Here is an 18,035-nt window from a genome sequence, read left to right as displayed (position 1 = left end):
GGTAACGGGTTCAGTTGACCGGTACTAATAGGCCGAGGACTTGACTACCAAGCTGCTACGCGTCCACTGTGCAACTCTGAACAAGCGAACAGCCCCTTTTGTTGGTGTTGTTTTGACATGTTCATAGAGTTACGGCGGTCATGGCGGAGGGGAAACGCCCGGTCACATTCCGAACCCGGAAGCTAAGCCCTCCAGCGCCGATGGTACTGCACTCGGGAGGGTGTGGGAGAGTAGGACACCGCCGGACAATCATCCAGTCAGGGCCACCCTTCGGGGTGGCCCTGACTGCGTTTTCCGATGCATTTCGGCGCCCCGAGGGGCGCCGGCGTTCAGCGGCTCTGGATGCCCTCGCGGAGCTGGCGGAACAGCGCCGCCGAATCGTTCACGGCCCGGCCCGGGAACATCCCCATCACGACGCTGCCGTGGTCCGCCCAGCCGCAGACCGCGAAGTCGCCGCCGTCGCCACTGGTCGTCCCGCACTTCATCACGCCGCCCAGGTCGCCGGCGTCCACCTCGCGCAGGCCGGTCACCTTGCCGGTCTCGTCGGCCATCAGCCCGAAGAGGCTGTCCAGGTCCCGCTCCGGCTGCCACAGCAGGGTGGTGCCGCCGAACAGGAGCACCGACCGCTTGGCGTCCGCCGGGTCGGCGTAGACGGCGCCGAAGCTGCGGTCCAGCTCGATGTCGGCGGCGAAGCCGTCACGCAGGTAGTCGGCCGTGCCGCGGGCCCGCTCGCTGTCGTCCCGGGTCAGCCCGGCCACGGTGGCCGGAGTGCTCAGCTCGGTGTCCTTCTCCGCGAGCACCCGCCAGCCGCCGAGCCCGAGTGCCCCGGCGCCGGCCAGCCCGACCACCAGCGCGGCCGCGAGCGCGATCTTCCGCCGCCGGGAGGCCGGGCGTCGCTCGGGCTCCAGCGCCGGGTCGCGGCGGCTCAGCCGGATCGGCTCGTCGGTCAGGTCGACCGGCTCGGGACCGCCGTCGACCGGACGCTCGGTGAGGTGCGCGTCGGACATGTCCGCCACCGTACGCGAACTAACAGGTGGCGCACGTCGGGTCTCCGAAAGCGCTCCGTAGACTTTCAGGGTGACCGAGAGACTGGATGCCCGACGCCCCGACGCCCCGACCCTTGCCGGCCAGTACCAGCCCGGCGAGGTAGAGCAGCGACGGTACGAGCAGTGGGTAGCCGCCGGCCACTTCCGGGCGTCGGCGGACAGCGAGAAGCCGCCCTTCACCATCGTCATCCCGCCGCCGAACGTCACCGGCTCCCTGCACATGGGCCACGCCTTCGAGCACACCCTCATGGACGCGTTGAACCGGCGCAAGCGCATGCAGGGCTTCGAGGCGCTCTGGCTGCCCGGCATGGATCACGCCGGCATCGCCACCCAGAACCTGGTCGAGCGGCAGCTCGCCGGCGAGGGCCTGTCCCGGCACGACCTGGGCCGCGAGAAGTTCGTGGAGCGGGTCTGGCAGTGGAAGGCCGAGTCCGGCGGCGCCATCCTGGGCCAGATGCGCCGCCTCGGCGACGCGGTCGACTGGGACCGCGAGCGCTTCACCATGGACGAGGGCCTGTCCCGGGCCGTCCAGACCATGTTCAAGAAGCTCTTCGACGACGGGCTCATCTACCGGGCGAACCGGATCATCAACTGGTGCCCCCGCTGCCTCACTGCGCTCTCCGACATCGAGGTCGAGCACACCGACGACGAGGGTGAGCTGATCTCGATCCGCTACAGCGACGAGGTCGTGGTGGCCACCACCCGGGCCGAGACCATGCTCGGCGACACGGCGGTCGCGGTGCACCCGGACGACGAGCGCTACCGGCACCTCATCGGCACCGAGGTGGACCTGCCGCTCACCGACCGGCGGATCCCGATCGTGGCCGACGAGCACGTCGACCCGAGCTTCGGCACCGGCATGGTGAAGGTGACCCCGGCGCACGACCCCAACGACTTCGAGATCGGCCAGCGGCACGACCTGCCGCAGCTCACGATCATGGACGAGCGCGGGATCATCACGGCGCCCGGCCCGTTCGAGGGGCTGGACCGCTACGAGGCCCGCCCGGCCATCGTGGCCGCGCTGCGCGAGCAGGGCCTGATCGTGGCCGAGAAGCGGCCGTACGTGCACGCCGTGGGGCACTGCTCCCGGTGCAAGACCACCGTCGAGCCGCGGCTGTCGCTGCAGTGGTTCGTCAACACCGCCCCGCTGGCCAAGGCCGCCGGCGACGCGGTGCGCGACGGCCGGGTGAAGATCGAGCCGGCCGAGCTGGCCAAGCGCTACTTCGCCTGGGTCGACAACATGCACGACTGGTGCATCTCCCGGCAGCTCTGGTGGGGTCACCGCATCCCCGTCTGGTACGGGCCGGACGGCGAGATCGTCTGCGTCGGCCCCGACGAGCAGCCGCCCACCGGCGAGGGCTGGCGGCAGGACGAGGACGTCCTGGACACCTGGTTCTCCAGCGGCCTCTGGCCGTTCTCCACCCTCGGCTGGCCGGAGCGCACCCCGGACCTGGCGAAGTTCTACCCGACCAGCGTGCTGGTCACCGGCTACGACATCCTCTTCTTCTGGGTCGCGCGGATGATGATGTTCGGCCTCTACGCCATGGACGGCGTGCAGCCGTTCGACGTGGTGGCCCTGCACGGCATGGTCCGCGACGAGCACGGCAAGAAGATGTCGAAGTCCTTCGGCAACGTGGTCGACCCGCTGGACTGGATCGACCGGTTCGGCGCCGACGCCACCCGGTTCACGCTGGCCCGGGGAGCCAACCCCGGCCAGGACGTGCCGGTCAGCGAGGAGTGGTGCCAGGGCTCCCGCAACTTCTGCAACAAACTCTGGAACGCCACCCGCTTCGCGCTGCTGAACGGCGCGCACACCGACGGGCCGCTGCCGGCCGCGACCGAGCTGTCGACCGTCGACCGGTGGATCCTCTCCCGGCTGGCGCACGTCACCGCCGAGGTGGACGAGCAGTTCGAGGCGTACGAGTTCGCGAAGGTCTGCGACCTGCTCTACCACTTCGCCTGGGACGACGTCTGCGACTGGTACGTGGAGCTGAGCAAGCCGGTGCTCGCCGAGGGCGGTCCGGCGGCCGACGCCACCCGCCGGGTGCTCGGGCACGTGCTCGACCAGCTGCTGCGGCTGCTGCACCCGGTGATCCCGTTCGTCACCGACGAGCTGTGGACCGCGCTGACCGGCGGCGAGACCGTGATGACCGCCGCCTGGCCGGCGGCCGACCGTACCCTCGTCGACGACCCGGCGGAGGTCGAGGTCGGCACCCTCCAGCGGGTGGTGACCGAGATCCGGCGGTTCCGTTCCGACCAGGGGCTGCGCCCGACGCAGCGGGTGGCCGCCCGGCTCGACGGCCTGGCCGGCGCGGGCATCGCGGCGCACGAGCCGCTGGTCCGCTCGCTGGTCCGGCTCGACCCGCCCGGCGACGACTTCCAGGCCAGCGCCACCCTCGCCATGCCCGGCGAGGTCAGCGTGGCGCTGGACACCCGGGGGTCGATCGACGTGGCAGCCGAGCGGGCCCGACTGACCAAGGACCGGACGGCCGCCGAGAAGGAGGCCGCGCAGGCCCGGGCGAAGCTGGACAATCCCGCGTTCGTCGGCAAGGCCCCCGAACCGGTCGTCGCCAAGATCCGGGAGCGGCTCGCGGTGGCCGAGGCGGACCTGGTCCGGATCGACGCCGCGCTGGAGGCGCTTCCCTCGTGACCGATCGCACCGAATTCGCCGAGGTGGACGCCGCGCTGAACGCGCGCGGCTTCACCCGCATGCGCTTCGAGCTGGAGAAGATCGAGAGCCTGCTCGACCTGCTCGGCAGCCCGCAGCGGGCGTACCCGTCGATCCACCTGACCGGGACCAACGGCAAGACCTCGACGGCCCGGATGATCGACTCGCTGCTGCGGGCGTTCGGGCTGCACACCGGCCGCTACACCAGCCCGCACCTGGAGACCGTCCGGGAGCGGATCAGCCTGGACGGCGAGCCGGTGAGCGAGGACCGCTTCGTGGCCACGTACCGGGAGGTGGAGCCCCTCGCGGCGCTGGTCGACCAGCGGTTCGACGAGCCGCTGACCTACTTCGACCTGACCACCGCGCTGGCCTTCGCCACCTTCGCCGACGCCCCGGTGGACGTCGCCGTGGTGGAGGTGGGCCTCGGCGGCGCCGAGGACGCCACCAACGTGATCCAGGCCGGGGTCGCGGTGATCACCCCGATCGGGCTGGACCACACCGAGTGGCTCGGCGACACCATCGAGGACATCGCGCTGCACAAGGCGGGCATCATCCACCCCGGCGCCACCGTGATCGCGGCGGCCCAGGAGGAGGAGGCCGCCCGGCCCATCCTGGAGCGCTGCGCCGAGGTGGGCGCCACCGTCGCCCGGGAGGGCGCCGAGTTCGGCGTGCTGCGCCGCGCGGTCGCCGTCGGCGGCCAGGTGCTCACCATCCAGGGCCTCGGCGGGGTGTACGAGGAGATCTTCATCCCGCTGCACGGCGCCCACCAGGCGCAGAACGCCGCCGTGGCGCTCGCCGCGGTGGAGGCGTTCCTCGGCGCGGGCGCACGGCGGCAGCTCGACATCGAGGCGGTCCGGGAGGGCTTCGCCGCGACCAGCTCGCCGGGGCGGCTGGAAAAGGTGCGCACCGCCCCGACGATCCTGCTCGACGGCGCGCACAACCCGCACGGGATGGCCGCCACGGTCACCGCGCTCCAGGAGGAGTTCGCGTTCAGCAAGCTGGTCGGCGTGCTCGCCGTGCTCGGCGACAAGGACGCGGCCAGCCTGCTGGAGCTGCTGGAACCGGTGCTCGACGTGATCGTGGTCACCGCGAACAGCTCGCCGCGGGCGATGCCCGTCGACGAGCTGGCCGAGCTGGCCCGGGAGGTCTTCGGGCCGGACCGGGTGCAGGCGACCGAGGCCATGCCGGACGCCATCGAGGCGGCCGTCGCCGAGGCCGAGTCCGACGTGCCGGGCGAGCTGGCCGGGGTGGGCGTGCTGATCACGGGATCGGTGGTGACCGTGGCCGACGCCCGCCGGCTGCTCAAGCGATGACCGGCCCGGTGGACGAGCGCCCGCCGGGCGGGGCGGAGCAGCCGGAGCCGCGCCGCTCCGGGCTGCGCGACCCCGACAAGGCGGTCCGCGGTCTCGGCGCCGGCACCCTCGCGCTGGAGGCGCTGGTGCTGCTGCTGGCCATCCAGCCGATCCGGGTGGTCGGCGGTGACCTCAGCGGCGCGGCCGTGGCCGCGATCGTCGCGCTGGCGGTCGCCTGCGTGGTGCTGGCCGCCCGGATGAAGCGGGCGTGGGCCTGGAACGCCGGCACGGTCCTCCAGGGCCTGCTGCTGCTCGCCGGGCTGCTGCACTGGTCGCTGTTCGCGCTCGGCATCATCTTCGCGCTGGTGTGGGCGTACGCGCTGCACGTGCGGCGGGTCATCCTCCGCTGAGCCGGCCCGGGGCCGGGGTCAGGCGTCGGCGAGCGTGCGCCACTGGGTGAGCGCCACGCCGTGCCCGTCCGGGTCGCGGAAGGCGGCCGCCCACACCTCCAGCTTGGTGCCCCGGTTGACCACCCGCGGGGCGTACGTGAACCGGACGCCCGACTCGCGCAGCCGTTCGTAGGCCGCCTGGATGTCGTCGACCTCGAGGTTGACGTGGACCAGCCGCCGGCTGATCGGGGCGGCCCCGGTCACCCGGCGCAGCACCAGGCGGGTCGGCCCGGAGGCGAGGACGGCGTTGCCCTCGCCCCGGTCCACCTCGGCGAAGCCGAGGTCCCGGTAGAAGTCCAGGGACCGGTCCAGGTCGGCGACGAGCAGGGTGATGCCGACACCGCTGATCGGGCTCGCCGCCTCGGCCGGCTCGTCGTCGCCGACGGGACCGAAGATGGCCTCGTCCAGCTCCTCCGCGGTGGGCGGCGCCTCGCCGGCCGGCTCGTCCAGCGGGACGTCGATCGGGTCCACCGGCACGGTGTCGAACCGCTCCTCGGCGGGCGGTCGGGGCGTCGGGGCCCGGCGGGGGAGTGGGCCGGCCGTGGTGGGCTCGACCAGCTGCCCCTCCAGCACGACGCCGCCGCCGGGGCGCTGGTGCAGCACCACCGGCTCGCGGTCCTCCGGCCGCCCGGTGAGGTCGTCGAGGAGCGGGTCCGGCGCGGGCGGGAAGTCGTCGCGGAAGTCGTCCTCGGGGGCCCGGTCGGCCCACGGCGGGGCCTCCTGACCGATCAGCACCTCGTCGACCGGGTCCGGGTCGGCGTACTCGGGCGGCAGGTCGGCCACCGCGGCGGCCGTCTCGGCGTGGGTGGGCACCTCGTCCCAGAGGACGCGGACGTGCCGCTGGTCGTCGAGGGCCACCCGGACGGGCAGCGCCTGACCCAGCGACGGCCACTTGGCGACCGGGACCCGCGGCTCGATGATCTTCTTGGACCGGGGCGGCAGGCCGGGCGCGTCGATCACCAGTTGCAGCTCGCAGCGGCCGAAGGCGTACTGGGTGGGCGGCTCGGAGGCGCTGTGCACGTGGCCCAGCCCGACCACCCAGGTGCGGCCGCCGCCGCGGACCGTGGCCAGGGCGATCGCCAGCACCAGCAGGGCGACCCCGAGCGCCACGATCGCCCAGCTCGTCATGCCCAGCCCGAACAGGGTCACGAACGTGGCCAGGGTGCCCAGCACCGCGCCGATCAGCTTGCGTACCGGCGCGATGGGTCGGTTCCCGCCATTCGCCACAGTGGACCTCCCAGGGGTTCCAGGGCCAGGCTAGGCCGCCGCGGGCGACCCAGGGAAGGAGCAGCCGCCGCGCCGGCGCCGGGACCGGGTCGCTACGCTGACCGTACCCAGCCCGACCCGGTTCCGCGCACAGGAGGAAACCAGCGTGTCCAGCAGCAGCCCGGACGAGCGCACGCTCGTACTGATCAAGCCCGACGCGGTCCGCCGCGGTCTGGTCGGGGAGATCCTCGGCCGTTTCGAGCGCAAGGGCCTGCGGATCGACGCGCTGGTGGTCCGCACCATGGACGGCGACTTCGCCGACCAGCACTACGCCGAGCACGTGGACAAGCCGTTCTACCCGCCGCTGAAGGCCTTCATGACCGGCGGCCCGCTGGCGGCCCTGGTGCTCTCCGGCGACCAGGTGATCGAGGTGGTCCGCGGGATGATCGGCAGCACCGACGGCCGCAAGGCCGCCGCCGGCACCATCCGCGGCGACCTCTCCCTGTCCAACCGGGAGAACCTGGTGCACGCCTCCGACTCGGTGGACAGCGCCAAGCGCGAGATCGCCCTCTGGTTCCCCGAGCTGGGCTGACCCGCTTCCCGACGGCCCCGGTCCCGCGCGTGCGGGCCGGGGCCGTCGCGCGTGCTCAGCCGGGCACGCCGGCCAGCTTGTCCGGGTTGCCGATGAGGTAGAAGCCGGTGATCCGGCCGTCGGCGGCCGCCACGGAGAGCGTGTAGCGGGGGCCGGACGGCCAGCTCAGCACCAGCGCGGGCGCGCCGTTGAGCTCGACCGGGGTGTCCCGGACGTCCGGGTGGCGGCGGTGGTACAGGCCGGCGAAGAAGCGGGCCACCCGTTCCGCGCCGCGCACCGGGTTGCGGGCCGCGGAGACCCGGCCGCCGCCGTCGTTCCACGCGGTGGCGTCGGCCGCGACCAGGCCGGTCAGCCGCTCCAGGTCGCCGTCGCGGGCCGCGGCCAGGAAGGCGTCGAGCAGCCGGCGCTGCTCGGCCGGGCCGGCGGTGAACCGCCGCCGGCCCTCCGCGATCCGGGCCACCGCGCGGTGGTGCAGTTGCCGGCAGTCCGCCGCGGACCGGTCCAGCAGGTCACCGATCTCGGCGTACGGCAGGGCGAAGGCGGTGTGCAGCACGTACACCGCCCGCTCCGGCGGGGTGAGCCGCTCCAGCAGGTGCAGCAGCGCGGTGGAGAGCGTCTCCCGCTGCTCGACGGTGTCCAGCGGCCCGAACGGGGACGGGTCGGTCGGCACCGGCTCGGGGAGCCACGGCCCGACGTACGTCTCCCGGGCGGTCTGCCGGGCCCGCAGCCGGTCCAGGGCCAGCCGGGTGACCACCCGGGACAGGTAGCGGCGCGGCTCGGCCACGCTGTCCCGGTCGACGTCCAGCCAGCGCAGGTACGCCTCCTGGAGCACGTCCTCGGCGTCGTGCAGGCTGCCCAGCAGCCGGTACGCCAGCCCGAGCAGCATCGGCCGGTGCGCGGTGAGCGCACCGGCCGCCTGCGCCGCCGCCGAGGGTGAGGTCACACCTCGACCGGCGGCTCGGTACGGGTGCTCACCGAGATCCGGTTCCACACGTTGATTGTGGCGATCGCGACAAGCAGATCGGCCAGTTCCTTCTCCGACCAGACCTTCGCGGCGGCGTCCCAGACGTCGTCCGGCACGCCGTGCTCGCCGAGCTTGGTCACCGCGTCGGTCAGCGCCAGCGCGGCCCGCTCCCGCTCGGTGAAGAAGGGCGCCTCCCGCCACGCCGCGACGGCGAACAGCCGCCGGCTCGACTCGCCCGCCCCCAGCGCGTCCCGGCTGTGCATGTCCACGCAGAACGAGCAGCCGTTCAACATCGACGCCCGCAGCTTGACCAGCTCCAGCACGGTGTGGTCCACGTTCTTCTGGACGTACTTCTCCAGGCCGAGCACCGCCCGGTACGCCTCCGGCGCCACCGCCGCCGTGTCCATCCGGCTCATCGCCGCCTCCTTCGGTCCGTGTCGCTTACGCCCACACGACGGATCGGGACCGGGCCGGTGTGACGGTGCGGCGCTGTGACGGTGGTCATGCGGGACCGGTGGGCCGTCTCGACAGCCGTCGTTGGGGTGCGCGTCACCTCGCTCGGCACCCCCGGTCACGTCCGCCCGGTAGACCGACCTGGCACCTGTCGAACCGGGAGGATCCATGACGCAATTCGATCGACGTACGCTGCTGCGCGCCGGCCTGGTCACCGGCGCCGGTGTCGCCGGCGGCGCGCTGCTCGGCGCGCCCGGCGCGCTCGCCGCCCCCGCCTGGCGGCCGGCCGGGCGCCCGCTGCTCACCCACGGCGTGCAGAGCGGCGACGTGACCGCCGACTCGGCGCTGGTGTGGACCCGGGCGGACCGGCCCGGCCGGATGCTGGTGGAGGTGAGCCGCCGGCCCGACCTGCGCGGCGCGCGCGTGGTGCGCGGTCCGGTGCTCGACCCGACGGGGGACTTCACCGGCCGGGTCCGGCTGCGCGGCCTGCCGACGGGCGAGCGGCTGTACTACCGGGTCCGGGTGGAGAGCCTGGACCGGGCCGGCCTGTGCAGCGAGCCGCTGGCCGGCTCGTTCGCCACGGCTCCGGGGCGGCACCAGCGCCGGGACGTGCGGTTCGTCTGGACCGGCGACATCGTGGGGCAGGGCTGGGGGATCAGCCCCGACTTCGACGGCCTGGCCATTTTCCGGTCGATGCGGGAGCGCCGCCCCGACTTCTACCTGTGCAGCGGCGACACCGTCTACGCCGACGGCCCGCTCACCGAGAGCGTCGCGCTGCCCGACGGGCGGGTCTGGCGCAACCTGGTCACCCCGGAGAAGAGCAAGGTCGCCGAGACCCTGGCCGAGTACCGCGGGCAGTTCGCGTACAACCTGCTGGACGAGCACCTGCGGGCGTTCGCCGCGGAGGTGCCCCAGGTCAACCAGTGGGACGACCACGAGGTGTTGAACAACTGGTACCCGGGGGAGATCCTCGACGACGACCGGTACACCGAGCGGCGGGTGGACGTGCTCGCCGCGCGGGCCCGCCAGGCGTTCCACGAGTGGGTGCCGGCCCCCGTCGACGGGCCGCTCTACCGCAAGCTGTCGTACGGGCCGCTGCTGGACGTGTTCGTCCTCGACATGCGCACGTACAAGGACCCGAACGACGGCAACACCTACGCGGACCCGGGGCGCGGCCTGCTCGGGCGGGAGCAGCGCGAGTGGCTGGTCCGTGAGCTGACCCGGTCGCGGGCGACCTGGAAGGTGGTCGCCAACGACCTGCCGATCGGTCTCGTGGTGCCGGACGGCCCGGGCGCGCAGGAGGGTGTGGCGCAGGGCGACCCGGGCGCGCCGGCCGGCCGCGAGCGGGAGTTCGCCGAGGTGCTGCGGGCCGTGCACCGGGCCGGGGTGACCGGCCTCGTCTTCCTCACCGCCGACGTGCACTACACCGCCGCCCACCACTACGACCCGGCCCGGGCGGCGTTCGGCGAGTTCACCCCGTTCTGGGAGTTCGTCTCCGGCCCGGCGCACGCCGGCGCGTTCGGCCCGAACGCCCTGGACGGCACCTTCGGCCCGCAGGCCGTCTTCGTGCACGCCCCGCCGCAGGCCAACACGTCCCCGGCCGAGGGTTTCCAGCACTTCGGCGAGGTCACGATCGACGGCGGGTCGGCGGCCCTGACGGTGAACCTCCGCGACCGCGCCGGCACCTCCCTCTGGACCACCACCCTCCCGGCACCCACCCGGTAGGTCGATCATGAGGTTGGCGGCGATGACGATCTCGGATGTCGCCGCCAACCTCATGATCACCGGGGCGGGTGATAGTCGGGGGCGGGACGGGGGGTGGGTCGAGTACGCTTGTGGGCACAGGCGACGACCCGGCCATCACCGGTGAGCCTCCGGAAGAACGGCCGGGTGACCGGCTCAGTAGAACCGGACGGGACCGGCCCGTCACAGCCGGCCAACGAGCGGGCGGTCGCACCTTGACCGCCAAGCGGGGTGGTACCGCGGGCCCAGCCCCGGGCACGCCGACAGGGCGTACCGGGAACGGGTTCGTCCTCGCAGACCCACACGGACATGTGAGCTGCTGAGGAGAGCGACCCCCGATGGCCTATCCGTTGCACGACCCGACCGCCGCCGGCGTCCCGGCGAGCCCGGACCTGCCCGCGGTCGAGCGCCGGGTCCTGGAGCACTGGACGGCCGACAAGACCTTCGAGGCCAGCGTCGAGGCCCGGCCGGCCGGCGAGGACGGGAAGAACGAGTTCGTCTTCTACGACGGCCCGCCGTTCGCCAACGGCCTGCCGCACTACGGCCACCTCTTCACCGGGTACGTCAAGGACGTGGTGCCGCGCTACCAGACCATGCGCGGCCGGCACGTCGAGCGCCGGTTCGGCTGGGACTGCCACGGCCTGCCCGCCGAGGTGGTCGCCGAGAAGCAGCTCGGCATCACCACCAAGGCGGAGATCCTCGACCTCGGCGTGGCCCGGTTCAACGAGGCCTGCCGCACGTCGGTGCTGGAGTTCACCCAGGACTGGGAGCGGTACGTCACCCGGCAGGCCCGCTGGGTCGACTTCGCCAACGACTACAAGACGCTCGACCTGGACTACATGGAGAGCGTCATGTGGGCCTTCAAGACCCTGCACGACAAGGGTCTGGTCTACGAGGGCTTCCGGGTGCTGGCGTACTGCTGGCGGTGCGAGACCCCGCTGTCGAACACCGAGACGCGGATGGACGACGTCTACAAGGACCGGCACGACCCGACGCTGACCGTCTGGTTCGAGCTGATCGCCGACGACTCGGCCCCCGAACCGGTGCGCGGCCCGGTGCGGCTCGGCGTCTGGACCACCACGCCGTGGACCCTGCCGTCGAACCTGGCGCTCGCCGTCGGCCCCGACATCGAGTACGCCGTGCTGGAGCGCGACGGCGACCGCTACCTGGTCGGCGCCGCGCGGCTCGGCGCGTACGCCAAGGAGCTGGAGGGGTACGAGCAGGTCGGCACCGTGCACGGCCGGGACCTGGTCGGGCGCCGCTACACCCCGCTCTACGACTTCCTCGTCGAGCAGGCCGGCGAGAACGCCTACCAGGTGCTCGGCGCGGACTTCGTCACCACCGAGGACGGCACCGGGATCGTCCACCTGGCCCCGGCCTTCGGCGAGGACGACCAGAACACCTGCAACGCGGCGGGCATCCCGACCATCGTCACGGTGGACGACCACACCCGGTTCACCGGGCTGGTCCCCCCGTACCAGGGCGAGCAGGTCTTCGACGTGAACAAGCCGGTGATCCGGGAGCTGAAGGAGCGGGGGGTGGTGCTCCGGCAGGACACCTACACCCACTCCTACCCGCACTGCTGGCGCTGCGACACCCCGCTCGTCTACAAGGCGGTCTCGTCCTGGTTCGTCGCGGTCACCCGGGTCAAGGACCGGATGGTCGAGCTGAACCAGCAGATCAACTGGACGCCGGCGCACATCAAGGACGGCTCGTTCGGCAAGTGGCTGGCCAACGCCAGGGACTGGTCGATCAGCCGGAACCGGTTCTGGGGCTCGCCGATCCCGGTGTGGAAGTCCGACGACCCGAACCACCCGCGGGTCGACGTGTACGGCTCGCTGGCCGACATGGAGCGCGACTTCGGCGTGCGCCTGACCGACCTGCACCGGCCGGCGGTGGACGACCTGGTCCGCCCCAACCCGGACGACCCGACCGGGAAGTCGATGATGCGCCGGGTGCCGGAGGTGCTGGACTGCTGGTTCGAGTCCGGCTCGATGCCGTTCGCCCAGGTGCACTACCCGTTCGAGAACCGCGAGTGGTTCGAGCACCACTACCCGGGCGACTTCATCGTCGAGTACATCGGGCAGACCCGCGGCTGGTTCTACACCATGCACGTGCTGGCCACCGCGCTGTTCGACCGGCCGGCGTTCCGCAACTGCCTCAGCCACGGCATCCTGCTCGGCTCCGACGGGCGCAAGATGTCCAAGAGCCTGCGCAACTACCCGGACGTCTACCACGTCTTCGACGCGTACGGGTCGGACGCGATGCGCTGGATGCTGATGTCCTCGCCGGTGCTGCGCGGTGGGGACATGGCGGTCACCGAGACGCTCATCCGGGACGCGGTGCGCCAGGTGCTGCTGCCGCTGTGGAACGTCTGGTACTTCTTCTCGCTCTACGCCAACGCCGACGGCTACACGGCGAAGCGCCGCACCGACTCGACGCACCTGCTCGACCGGTACGTGCTGGCGAAGACGAACGAGCTGGTGTCGACGGTCCAGGGTCAGCTCGACGCGTACGACATCTCGGGCGCCTGCGCGACCGTCCGGTCCTACCTGGACGCGCTGACCAACTGGTACGTTCGCCGCTCACGGGACCGGTTCTGGGCGGGCGACGCCGACGCGTTCGACACGCTGTGGACGGTGCTGGAGACGCTCTGCCGGGTGGTGGCGCCGCTGGCGCCGCTGACCGCGGAGGAGATCTGGCGCGGGCTCACCGGCGAGCGGTCGGTGCACCTCACCGACTTCCCGTCGGCGGAGGAGTTCCCGGCCGACCACGAGCTGGTGGCCGCCATGGACAACGTGCGGGCGGTCGCCTCGGCGGCGCTGTCGCTGCGCAAGGCCAAGGGCCTGCGGGTCCGGCTGCCGCTGTCGAAGCTGACCGTGGCCTCGCCGGTCGCGGCCCAGCTGCGGCCCTTCGCCGACCTGGTCGCCGACGAGGTCAACGTGAAGGCGGTGGAGTTCACCGACGAGGTGTCCGCGTACTGCCAGCAGGTGTTGACCGTGGTGCCCCGGGCGCTCGGCCCGCGGGTCGGCAAGGCGGTCCAGCAGGTGATCAAGGCGGTCAAGGCGGGGGAGTGGGAGCTTCGCGACGGCGCCCCGGTCGCCGCCGGGGTCACCCTCGCCGAGGGCGAGTACGAGCTGCGCCTGGTCGCCGCCGACGCCGAGCACTCCGCGCCGCTGCCCGGCGGTGAGGGCGTGGTCGTGCTGGACACCGAGGTCACCCCGGAACTGGCCGCCGAGGGGCTGGCCCGGGACGTGGTCCGGGTGGTCCAGCAGGCCCGCCGGGACGCCGACCTGGACGTCTCGGACCGGATCGTGGTGGCCGTCTCCGCCTCGGAGGAGGTCCGCGCGGCGGTCGCCGCGTACACCGAGTTCGTGGCCCGGGAGGTGCTGGCCGACACGGTCGACTTCGCCGAGGGCGTCGACGGCTTCGCCGGCGAGGTCGGCGAGGGCGAGCGGGTGACGGTGGCGGTCCGGCGGGTATGAGGTCGTGACCGTGGGTCCGGCGGCGTCCGCGCCGCCGGACCACCCCGCGGACGGCTGACCACCCGATCCGTCGGATGCGGACCCGTCCGCTACCGTGACAGCGCCTGTTCACGTACGACCGCCGGAGGACCCGTGCCCCTGCTCTACACCATCGGCAAGCTCACCGTGGCGCCCGCGCTCCGGTTGGCCTTCCGTCCGCACGTGGAGGGGTTGGAGCACATTCCGGCGACCGGTGGGGCGATCTTCGCGGGCAACCACCTCTCCGTCGCCGACGAGTTGCTGCTCGGCACGGTGGTGCCCCGGCACCTGGCCTTCTGGGCCAAGTCGGAGTACTTCAAGGGCACCGGCGTGAAGGGCGTCTTCTCGAAGTTCGTGCTCACCGGGCTGGGTGCCATCCCGGTCGAGCGGGCCGGCGGGCGGGCGGCGCTGTCCGCGTTCGACGCCGCGATCCCGGTGCTCAAGGCCGGCGACCTGGTGGCCATCTACCCGGAGGGGACCCGCTCGCCCGACGGCCGGCTCTACCGGGGGCGGACCGGCGCGGCCCGGCTGGCGGTGGCGGCCGGCGTGCCGATCATCCCGGTGGGCGTGACCGGCACCGACAAGGCGCAGCCCATCGGCACGCGGGTGCCCCGGCCGGGCCGGGCGGAGATCACCATCCGGTTCGGCAAGCCGCTCGACTTCACCGGCCGGTCCGACGACCGCACCTCGCTGCGCGAGATGACCGACGAGATGATGGCCGAGATCCAGAAGCTCACCGGCCAGGAGTACGTGCCGCGCTACGCGCCGAAGCGCGCCGAGCCGCCGGCTGAACCGGCCGCCTGAGGCGTCACGGCGGGTCGCTGCCGCGCCGCCGCTCCTGGGCGACCACCGCGTCCAGGTCGCCGAGGAGCGCCAGCTGCCTCATCGCCCGCGCCATCCGGGCGTTCGCCGGGATGCGGTCGCGGTTGCCGGCCAGGAACGCCCAGTAGCCGGCGGTGAACGGACAGGCGTCCGGGCCGAGCCGCTGGCGGGGGTCGTAGCGACAGCCGCCGCAGTAGTCGCTCATCCGGTTGATGTACGTGCCGCCGGCGACGTACGGCTTGGTGGTCATCCGGCCCAGGTCGGCGTACTGGCTCATGCCCACCACGTTGCCGGTCATCACCCAGTCGTAGCCGTCCACGAACCGGGTGTGGAACCACTCGACCAGCTCCGACGGGCGCCAGCCGCGCTGGAGGGCGTAGTTGCCGAGCACCATGAGCCGGGGAACGTGGTGCACCCAGCCCCGGTCGCGGACGCCGGTGAGCACGTCGCGCAGGCAGCGCGCGTCGACCGATTCGGCGTCCAGGTCGCGCCACCAGTCCGGCAGCGATCGGCGGGCGCCCAGCTCGTTGCTGTCCCGCCAGCCCCGCCCGAAATACCAGTAGGTGTGCCAGATGTAGTCCCGCCAGCCCAGCAGTTGCCGGACGAAGCCCTCCGCGGCGGCCAGCGGCGCCTCCCCCCTCCGGTACGCCCGCTCGGCGCCCCGGACCGCCACCATCGGGTCGAGCAGCCCCAGGTTGAACGACGACGACAGCGTGCTGTGCGCCAGCCACGGGTCGGTGGAGAGCATGGCGTCCTCGTACCGGCCGAACGCCGGGAGCCGGTGCCGGAGGAAGTGCCGCAGCCGGGACCTCGCCTCGCCGGTGGTGGCCGGGAAGCGGCGCGGCCCGTCCCGCCCGGTGAACCGGATGCCCTCCCGCGTCCAGCGGTCCAGGTCGGCCCGGACCTCCGCGTCGATGTCGTCCTCCGCCGGCATCGCCGGGGCCGGGACGTCGAGCCGGCCGTCCCGCGGCGGCGGGTCCCGGTTCTCGGTGTCGAAGCTCCACCGGCCGCCGGCCGGCCCCTGGCCGTCCATGAGCACCCTGTGATGCTCCCGGGCGAACCGGTAGAACGCCTCCATCCGCAGCGCGCCCCGCCGGCCGTCGGCCCAGTCGGCGAAGTCGGCCAGGCTGGTCACGTATCCGCGGGCCGGCAGCACGGTGACCGTGTCCAGCCCCCGGACGAACTCCAGCGCCCGCCGCGAGGTCGGGTGGCACACCTCCAGCGGCTCGCCGACCTGCCGCAGCGCCTGCCCGTACGTCTCGCCGCGCACGAAGATCGCCTGGTCACCCAGCTCGGCCGCGCGGTGCCGGAGCGCGGAGAGGATCAGGTGGGCCTTCTGCCGGTGGAAGGCGTGCCGCCGGAAGACCGCCTTGGACTCGACGAGGAGAACCGGCTGCGTCCGCTCGTCGAGGAAGTGCGGCCCCAGCTGGTCAGCGAAGAGCCAACGCCGCGGCATGTCCAGATTGTCACCCCTCGGGCCGATCCGACCCGGGAGGAAGGCGGAACCTTTACGTGTTCGATACGTTGCGAACGGTGACGGCCGCTCAGGACTGCTCGGGAGTGACCACCTTCTGGCGCAGGTCGTCCAGCAGCCGGCCACTGTCCTCGACCGACAGCCGGGTGAAGACGCCGGTGGCCAGGCTGCCGTGGTCGACCGAGGTGCACACCACCACCGTGTCGCCGTCGGCCCGGCCCACCGCGCAGCGCTCGTACCGGCCCCGCACGCCGGTCTCCACCGGCACCGAGGGCGCGAGGTCGTACCGGTCGGTGAGGCGGGCCAGCTCGGCCTGCGCGTCCGACTCCGGGCTCAGCCGGAACCCGGTGCCGCCGAAGAGCGTGACCCGCTTGCCGTCGGTCGTGGTGTAGATGCCGGCGAAGGTGTCCTCGGCGAGCAGGTGCGCCTGGCGTACCTGCGACTTCAGCTCGGCGGCGGTGGCCTGGCTGCGCTCGTCCTGGCGCAGCCGCATCGAGCCGAGCTGGTCGGGCAGGCTCGCGCTCGCCGGGTACTGGCTGGACAGCGGCTGGGCCCACCAGAGCGGCACGCCGCAACAGCAGGCGACGCTGAGCAGCAGCACCCAGGGCCAGCGGCGCCGGCGGCGGACCGGCACGGCCACGTACCCCTTGGGCGGTCGCCACCCGGGCGGCGTGGCCACCGGCGGCGGGGTCTTCCCGCGGCGCTGCCTGGGCAGCGCGGGCGGCGCCACCGGCGGCGCGGCCACCGGCGGCGGGGCCACCGGCCGGGCGACCGGCGGCGGGGCCGGGACGGCCGGCGGGCTGACCGGCGGCGCGGCGGCGACCGGCGGGGCGGGGTGGGCCGGCGGGTGCGGCGCCGGGTAGGGCGCCGTGTAGGGGAGGGTCGGCGGCAGCGCCGGGAAGTCGGCCGAGTGCAGGTCCCAGCCGGTGGTGTCCACGCCCGCCCACGGGTCGACCGGGACCTGGTGCTCCGGCGAGTCGACCGGCGGCGCCGGGGTGGGCTCGGCCGACTCGCCCCAGGCACGCCTGCGCGGCGGCGGGGGCGGGACCGCGGCGGAGCCGCTCCAGCGGGGGGCGGGCGGCTCGGGCGTCTCGACCCGGGTGGGGTCCGGCCGCTGCTCCAGCCGGGTGGGGTCGGGGCGGGGCGCGACCGGGGCGGAGCCGGCGGCGCGGGCGGAACCGGGCACGGCGGCGGACCCGCGGGCGGGAGAGGCCGGCGAGACGGGGGTCGGGTCGGGGTCCGGCGCGGCCGGGGGTGGGGGCAGGGAGGCGGCGTCCGGCACCGCCTGGGTGTCGGGCGCGGACTCGGCGTGGGGCGCGGCCTGGGTGTCGGGCGCGGACTCGGCGTGGGGCGCGGCCTGGGTGTCGGGCGCGGACTCGGCCTCCGGAGCCGCCGGGGTGTCGGGCGCGGCCGGGGCCTCCGGTGGAGCCTTCGGGGCCGGCTCGGCCGGTGCGGTGGCGGGGACCGGCCGCGGGTCCGGTGCGCCGGCCCGGGCCTCGGCGTCCGGCGGCGCGGACTCCGGCGGGGACGACGCGTCCGCCCTGGTCGGGAGCGCGGCGTCGGCCTGCGGTGGAACGTCGGCCGGAGGCTCGGTGACCGCCGGATCCCCGTTCCGGCCGGTGGCCGGTGTGCCCCCGTCGGCCGGCCGGTCCGCCCCCGGCTGCGGCTGCGACATCGCGGCAATCTCCTCTCGCGCCCGTTGCGAGGTTAGTACCGCCCCGCCACCCCCGACGAATCCCGGCGCCCCTCCCCACCGGTCCCCGCCCGCCGATCAGGACGTTCGCGCCGGGCTCGGCCCGGATCCCGGCGCGACCCTGCTGACC

At 73.6% G+C, this 18,035-nt stretch carries 13 protein-coding genes and 1 rRNA gene; 8 read left to right on the top strand and 6 right to left on the bottom strand.

The genetic code is table 11. The features are described 5' to 3' along the window. The first annotated feature begins 130 nt into the window (after positions 1 to 130). Positions 131 to 247: ribosomal RNA gene (rrf, locus tag ACZ6PY_RS09505) — 5S ribosomal RNA — on the top strand. A gap of 82 nt (positions 248 to 329) precedes the next feature. Here the strand turns inward: rrf and ACZ6PY_RS09500 are convergent. Then, positions 330 to 1,007, bottom strand: coding sequence for a hypothetical protein (locus ACZ6PY_RS09500; RefSeq protein ID WP_466070734.1), 678 nt, complete (start codon positions 1,005 to 1,007; stop codon positions 330 to 332). A gap of 70 nt (positions 1,008 to 1,077) precedes the next feature. Here ACZ6PY_RS09500 and ACZ6PY_RS09495 point away from each other — a divergent pair, with 70 nt between their 5' ends. From ACZ6PY_RS09495 to ACZ6PY_RS09485, 3 genes are read left to right on the top strand one after another with little or no spacing between them, the layout of a single operon-like run. Beyond that, on the top strand, positions 1,078 to 3,696 hold the full coding sequence (locus ACZ6PY_RS09495; protein WP_466070732.1) for a valine--tRNA ligase: 2,619 nt from the start codon (positions 1,078 to 1,080) through the stop codon (positions 3,694 to 3,696). Beyond that, positions 3,693 to 5,027, top strand: coding sequence for a bifunctional folylpolyglutamate synthase/dihydrofolate synthase (locus tag ACZ6PY_RS09490; protein WP_466070730.1), 1,335 nt, complete (start codon positions 3,693 to 3,695; stop codon positions 5,025 to 5,027). Before ACZ6PY_RS09495 ends, ACZ6PY_RS09490 begins: the two co-directional genes overlap by 4 nt. Continuing rightward, on the top strand, positions 5,024 to 5,416 hold the full coding sequence (locus ACZ6PY_RS09485) for a DUF4233 domain-containing protein (RefSeq protein ID WP_466070729.1): 393 nt from the start codon (positions 5,024 to 5,026) through the stop codon (positions 5,414 to 5,416). Before ACZ6PY_RS09490 ends, ACZ6PY_RS09485 begins: the two co-directional genes overlap by 4 nt. Before the next feature lie 18 nt (positions 5,417 to 5,434). Here the strand turns inward: ACZ6PY_RS09485 and ACZ6PY_RS09480 are convergent, their stop codons facing one another. Continuing rightward, a complete protein-coding gene (locus ACZ6PY_RS09480; RefSeq protein ID WP_466070727.1) occupies positions 5,435 to 6,682 on the bottom strand; it encodes a VOC family protein in 1,248 nt (415 codons plus the stop codon). 145 nt (positions 6,683 to 6,827) lie between these two features. Between ACZ6PY_RS09480 and ndk the strand changes: the two genes are divergently transcribed. Then, complete coding sequence (ndk, locus tag ACZ6PY_RS09475; protein ID WP_262287536.1) at positions 6,828 to 7,253, top strand: nucleoside-diphosphate kinase; 426 nt, start codon at positions 6,828 to 6,830, stop codon at positions 7,251 to 7,253. A gap of 55 nt (positions 7,254 to 7,308) precedes the next feature. On the opposite strand, the gene sigJ is transcribed toward ndk, so the two are convergent. Together sigJ and ACZ6PY_RS09465 are read right to left on the bottom strand one after the other, a co-directional pair. Next, complete coding sequence (gene sigJ, locus ACZ6PY_RS09470) at positions 7,309 to 8,196, bottom strand: RNA polymerase sigma factor SigJ (protein WP_466070725.1); 888 nt, start codon at positions 8,194 to 8,196, stop codon at positions 7,309 to 7,311. Next, positions 8,193 to 8,633, bottom strand: coding sequence for a carboxymuconolactone decarboxylase family protein (locus tag ACZ6PY_RS09465; RefSeq protein WP_466070724.1), 441 nt, complete (start codon positions 8,631 to 8,633; stop codon positions 8,193 to 8,195). The genes sigJ and ACZ6PY_RS09465 overlap by 4 nt, the downstream gene beginning before the upstream one ends. A 205-nt stretch (positions 8,634 to 8,838) precedes the next feature. On the opposite strand from ACZ6PY_RS09465, the gene ACZ6PY_RS09460 reads away from it, so the two are divergent. From ACZ6PY_RS09460 to ACZ6PY_RS09450, 3 genes are all read left to right on the top strand, one after another. Next, positions 8,839 to 10,395, top strand: coding sequence for an alkaline phosphatase D family protein (locus ACZ6PY_RS09460; RefSeq protein ID WP_466070722.1), 1,557 nt, complete (start codon positions 8,839 to 8,841; stop codon positions 10,393 to 10,395). 356 nt (positions 10,396 to 10,751) lie between these two features. Continuing rightward, positions 10,752 to 13,898, top strand: a complete 3,147-nt coding sequence (gene ileS, locus ACZ6PY_RS09455) for an isoleucine--tRNA ligase (RefSeq protein WP_466070721.1) — start codon at positions 10,752 to 10,754, stop codon at positions 13,896 to 13,898. A gap of 132 nt (positions 13,899 to 14,030) precedes the next feature. Next, positions 14,031 to 14,720: a lysophospholipid acyltransferase family protein gene (locus ACZ6PY_RS09450; RefSeq protein ID WP_466070719.1), complete on the top strand. Its 690-nt coding sequence runs from the start codon at positions 14,031 to 14,033 to the stop codon at positions 14,718 to 14,720. 4 nt (positions 14,721 to 14,724) lie between these two features. On the opposite strand, the gene ACZ6PY_RS09445 is transcribed toward ACZ6PY_RS09450, so the two are convergent. Together ACZ6PY_RS09445 and ACZ6PY_RS09440 are read right to left on the bottom strand one after the other, a co-directional pair. Then, positions 14,725 to 16,194: a cryptochrome/photolyase family protein gene (locus ACZ6PY_RS09445; RefSeq protein WP_466070717.1), complete on the bottom strand. Its 1,470-nt coding sequence runs from the start codon at positions 16,192 to 16,194 to the stop codon at positions 14,725 to 14,727. Positions 16,195 to 16,282: 88 nt separating this feature from the next. Further along, complete coding sequence (locus tag ACZ6PY_RS09440) at positions 16,283 to 17,887, bottom strand: hypothetical protein (RefSeq protein WP_466070715.1); 1,605 nt, start codon at positions 17,885 to 17,887, stop codon at positions 16,283 to 16,285. Positions 17,888 to 18,035 lie beyond the last annotated feature (148 nt).

The sequence above is a fragment of the Micromonospora sp. NPDC048907 genome (assembly GCF_055586885.1).
Note: the sequence above shows the minus strand (reverse complement) of the source record. Positions and strands in the feature narration are given on the sequence as shown.

Bases quoted from the DNA above. Each gene is read 5' to 3' on its own strand.
- ACZ6PY_RS09500 (WP_466070734.1), bottom strand. From the start codon at position 1,007: ATGTCCGACGCGCACCTCACCGAGCGTCCGGTCGACGGCGGTCCCGAG.
- ACZ6PY_RS09485 (WP_466070729.1), top strand. From the start codon at position 5,024: ATGACCGGCCCGGTGGACGAGCGCCCGCCGGGCGGGGCGGAGCAGCCG.
- ACZ6PY_RS09465 (WP_466070724.1), bottom strand. From the start codon at position 8,633: ATGAGCCGGATGGACACGGCGGCGGTGGCGCCGGAGGCGTACCGGGCG.
- ACZ6PY_RS09460 (WP_466070722.1), top strand. From the start codon at position 8,839: ATGACGCAATTCGATCGACGTACGCTGCTGCGCGCCGGCCTGGTCACC.
- ileS (WP_466070721.1), top strand. From the start codon at position 10,752: ATGGCCTATCCGTTGCACGACCCGACCGCCGCCGGCGTCCCGGCGAGC.
- ACZ6PY_RS09445 (WP_466070717.1), bottom strand. From the start codon at position 16,194: ATGCCGCGGCGTTGGCTCTTCGCTGACCAGCTGGGGCCGCACTTCCTC.
- ACZ6PY_RS09440 (WP_466070715.1), bottom strand. From the start codon at position 17,887: ATGTCGCAGCCGCAGCCGGGGGCGGACCGGCCGGCCGACGGGGGCACA.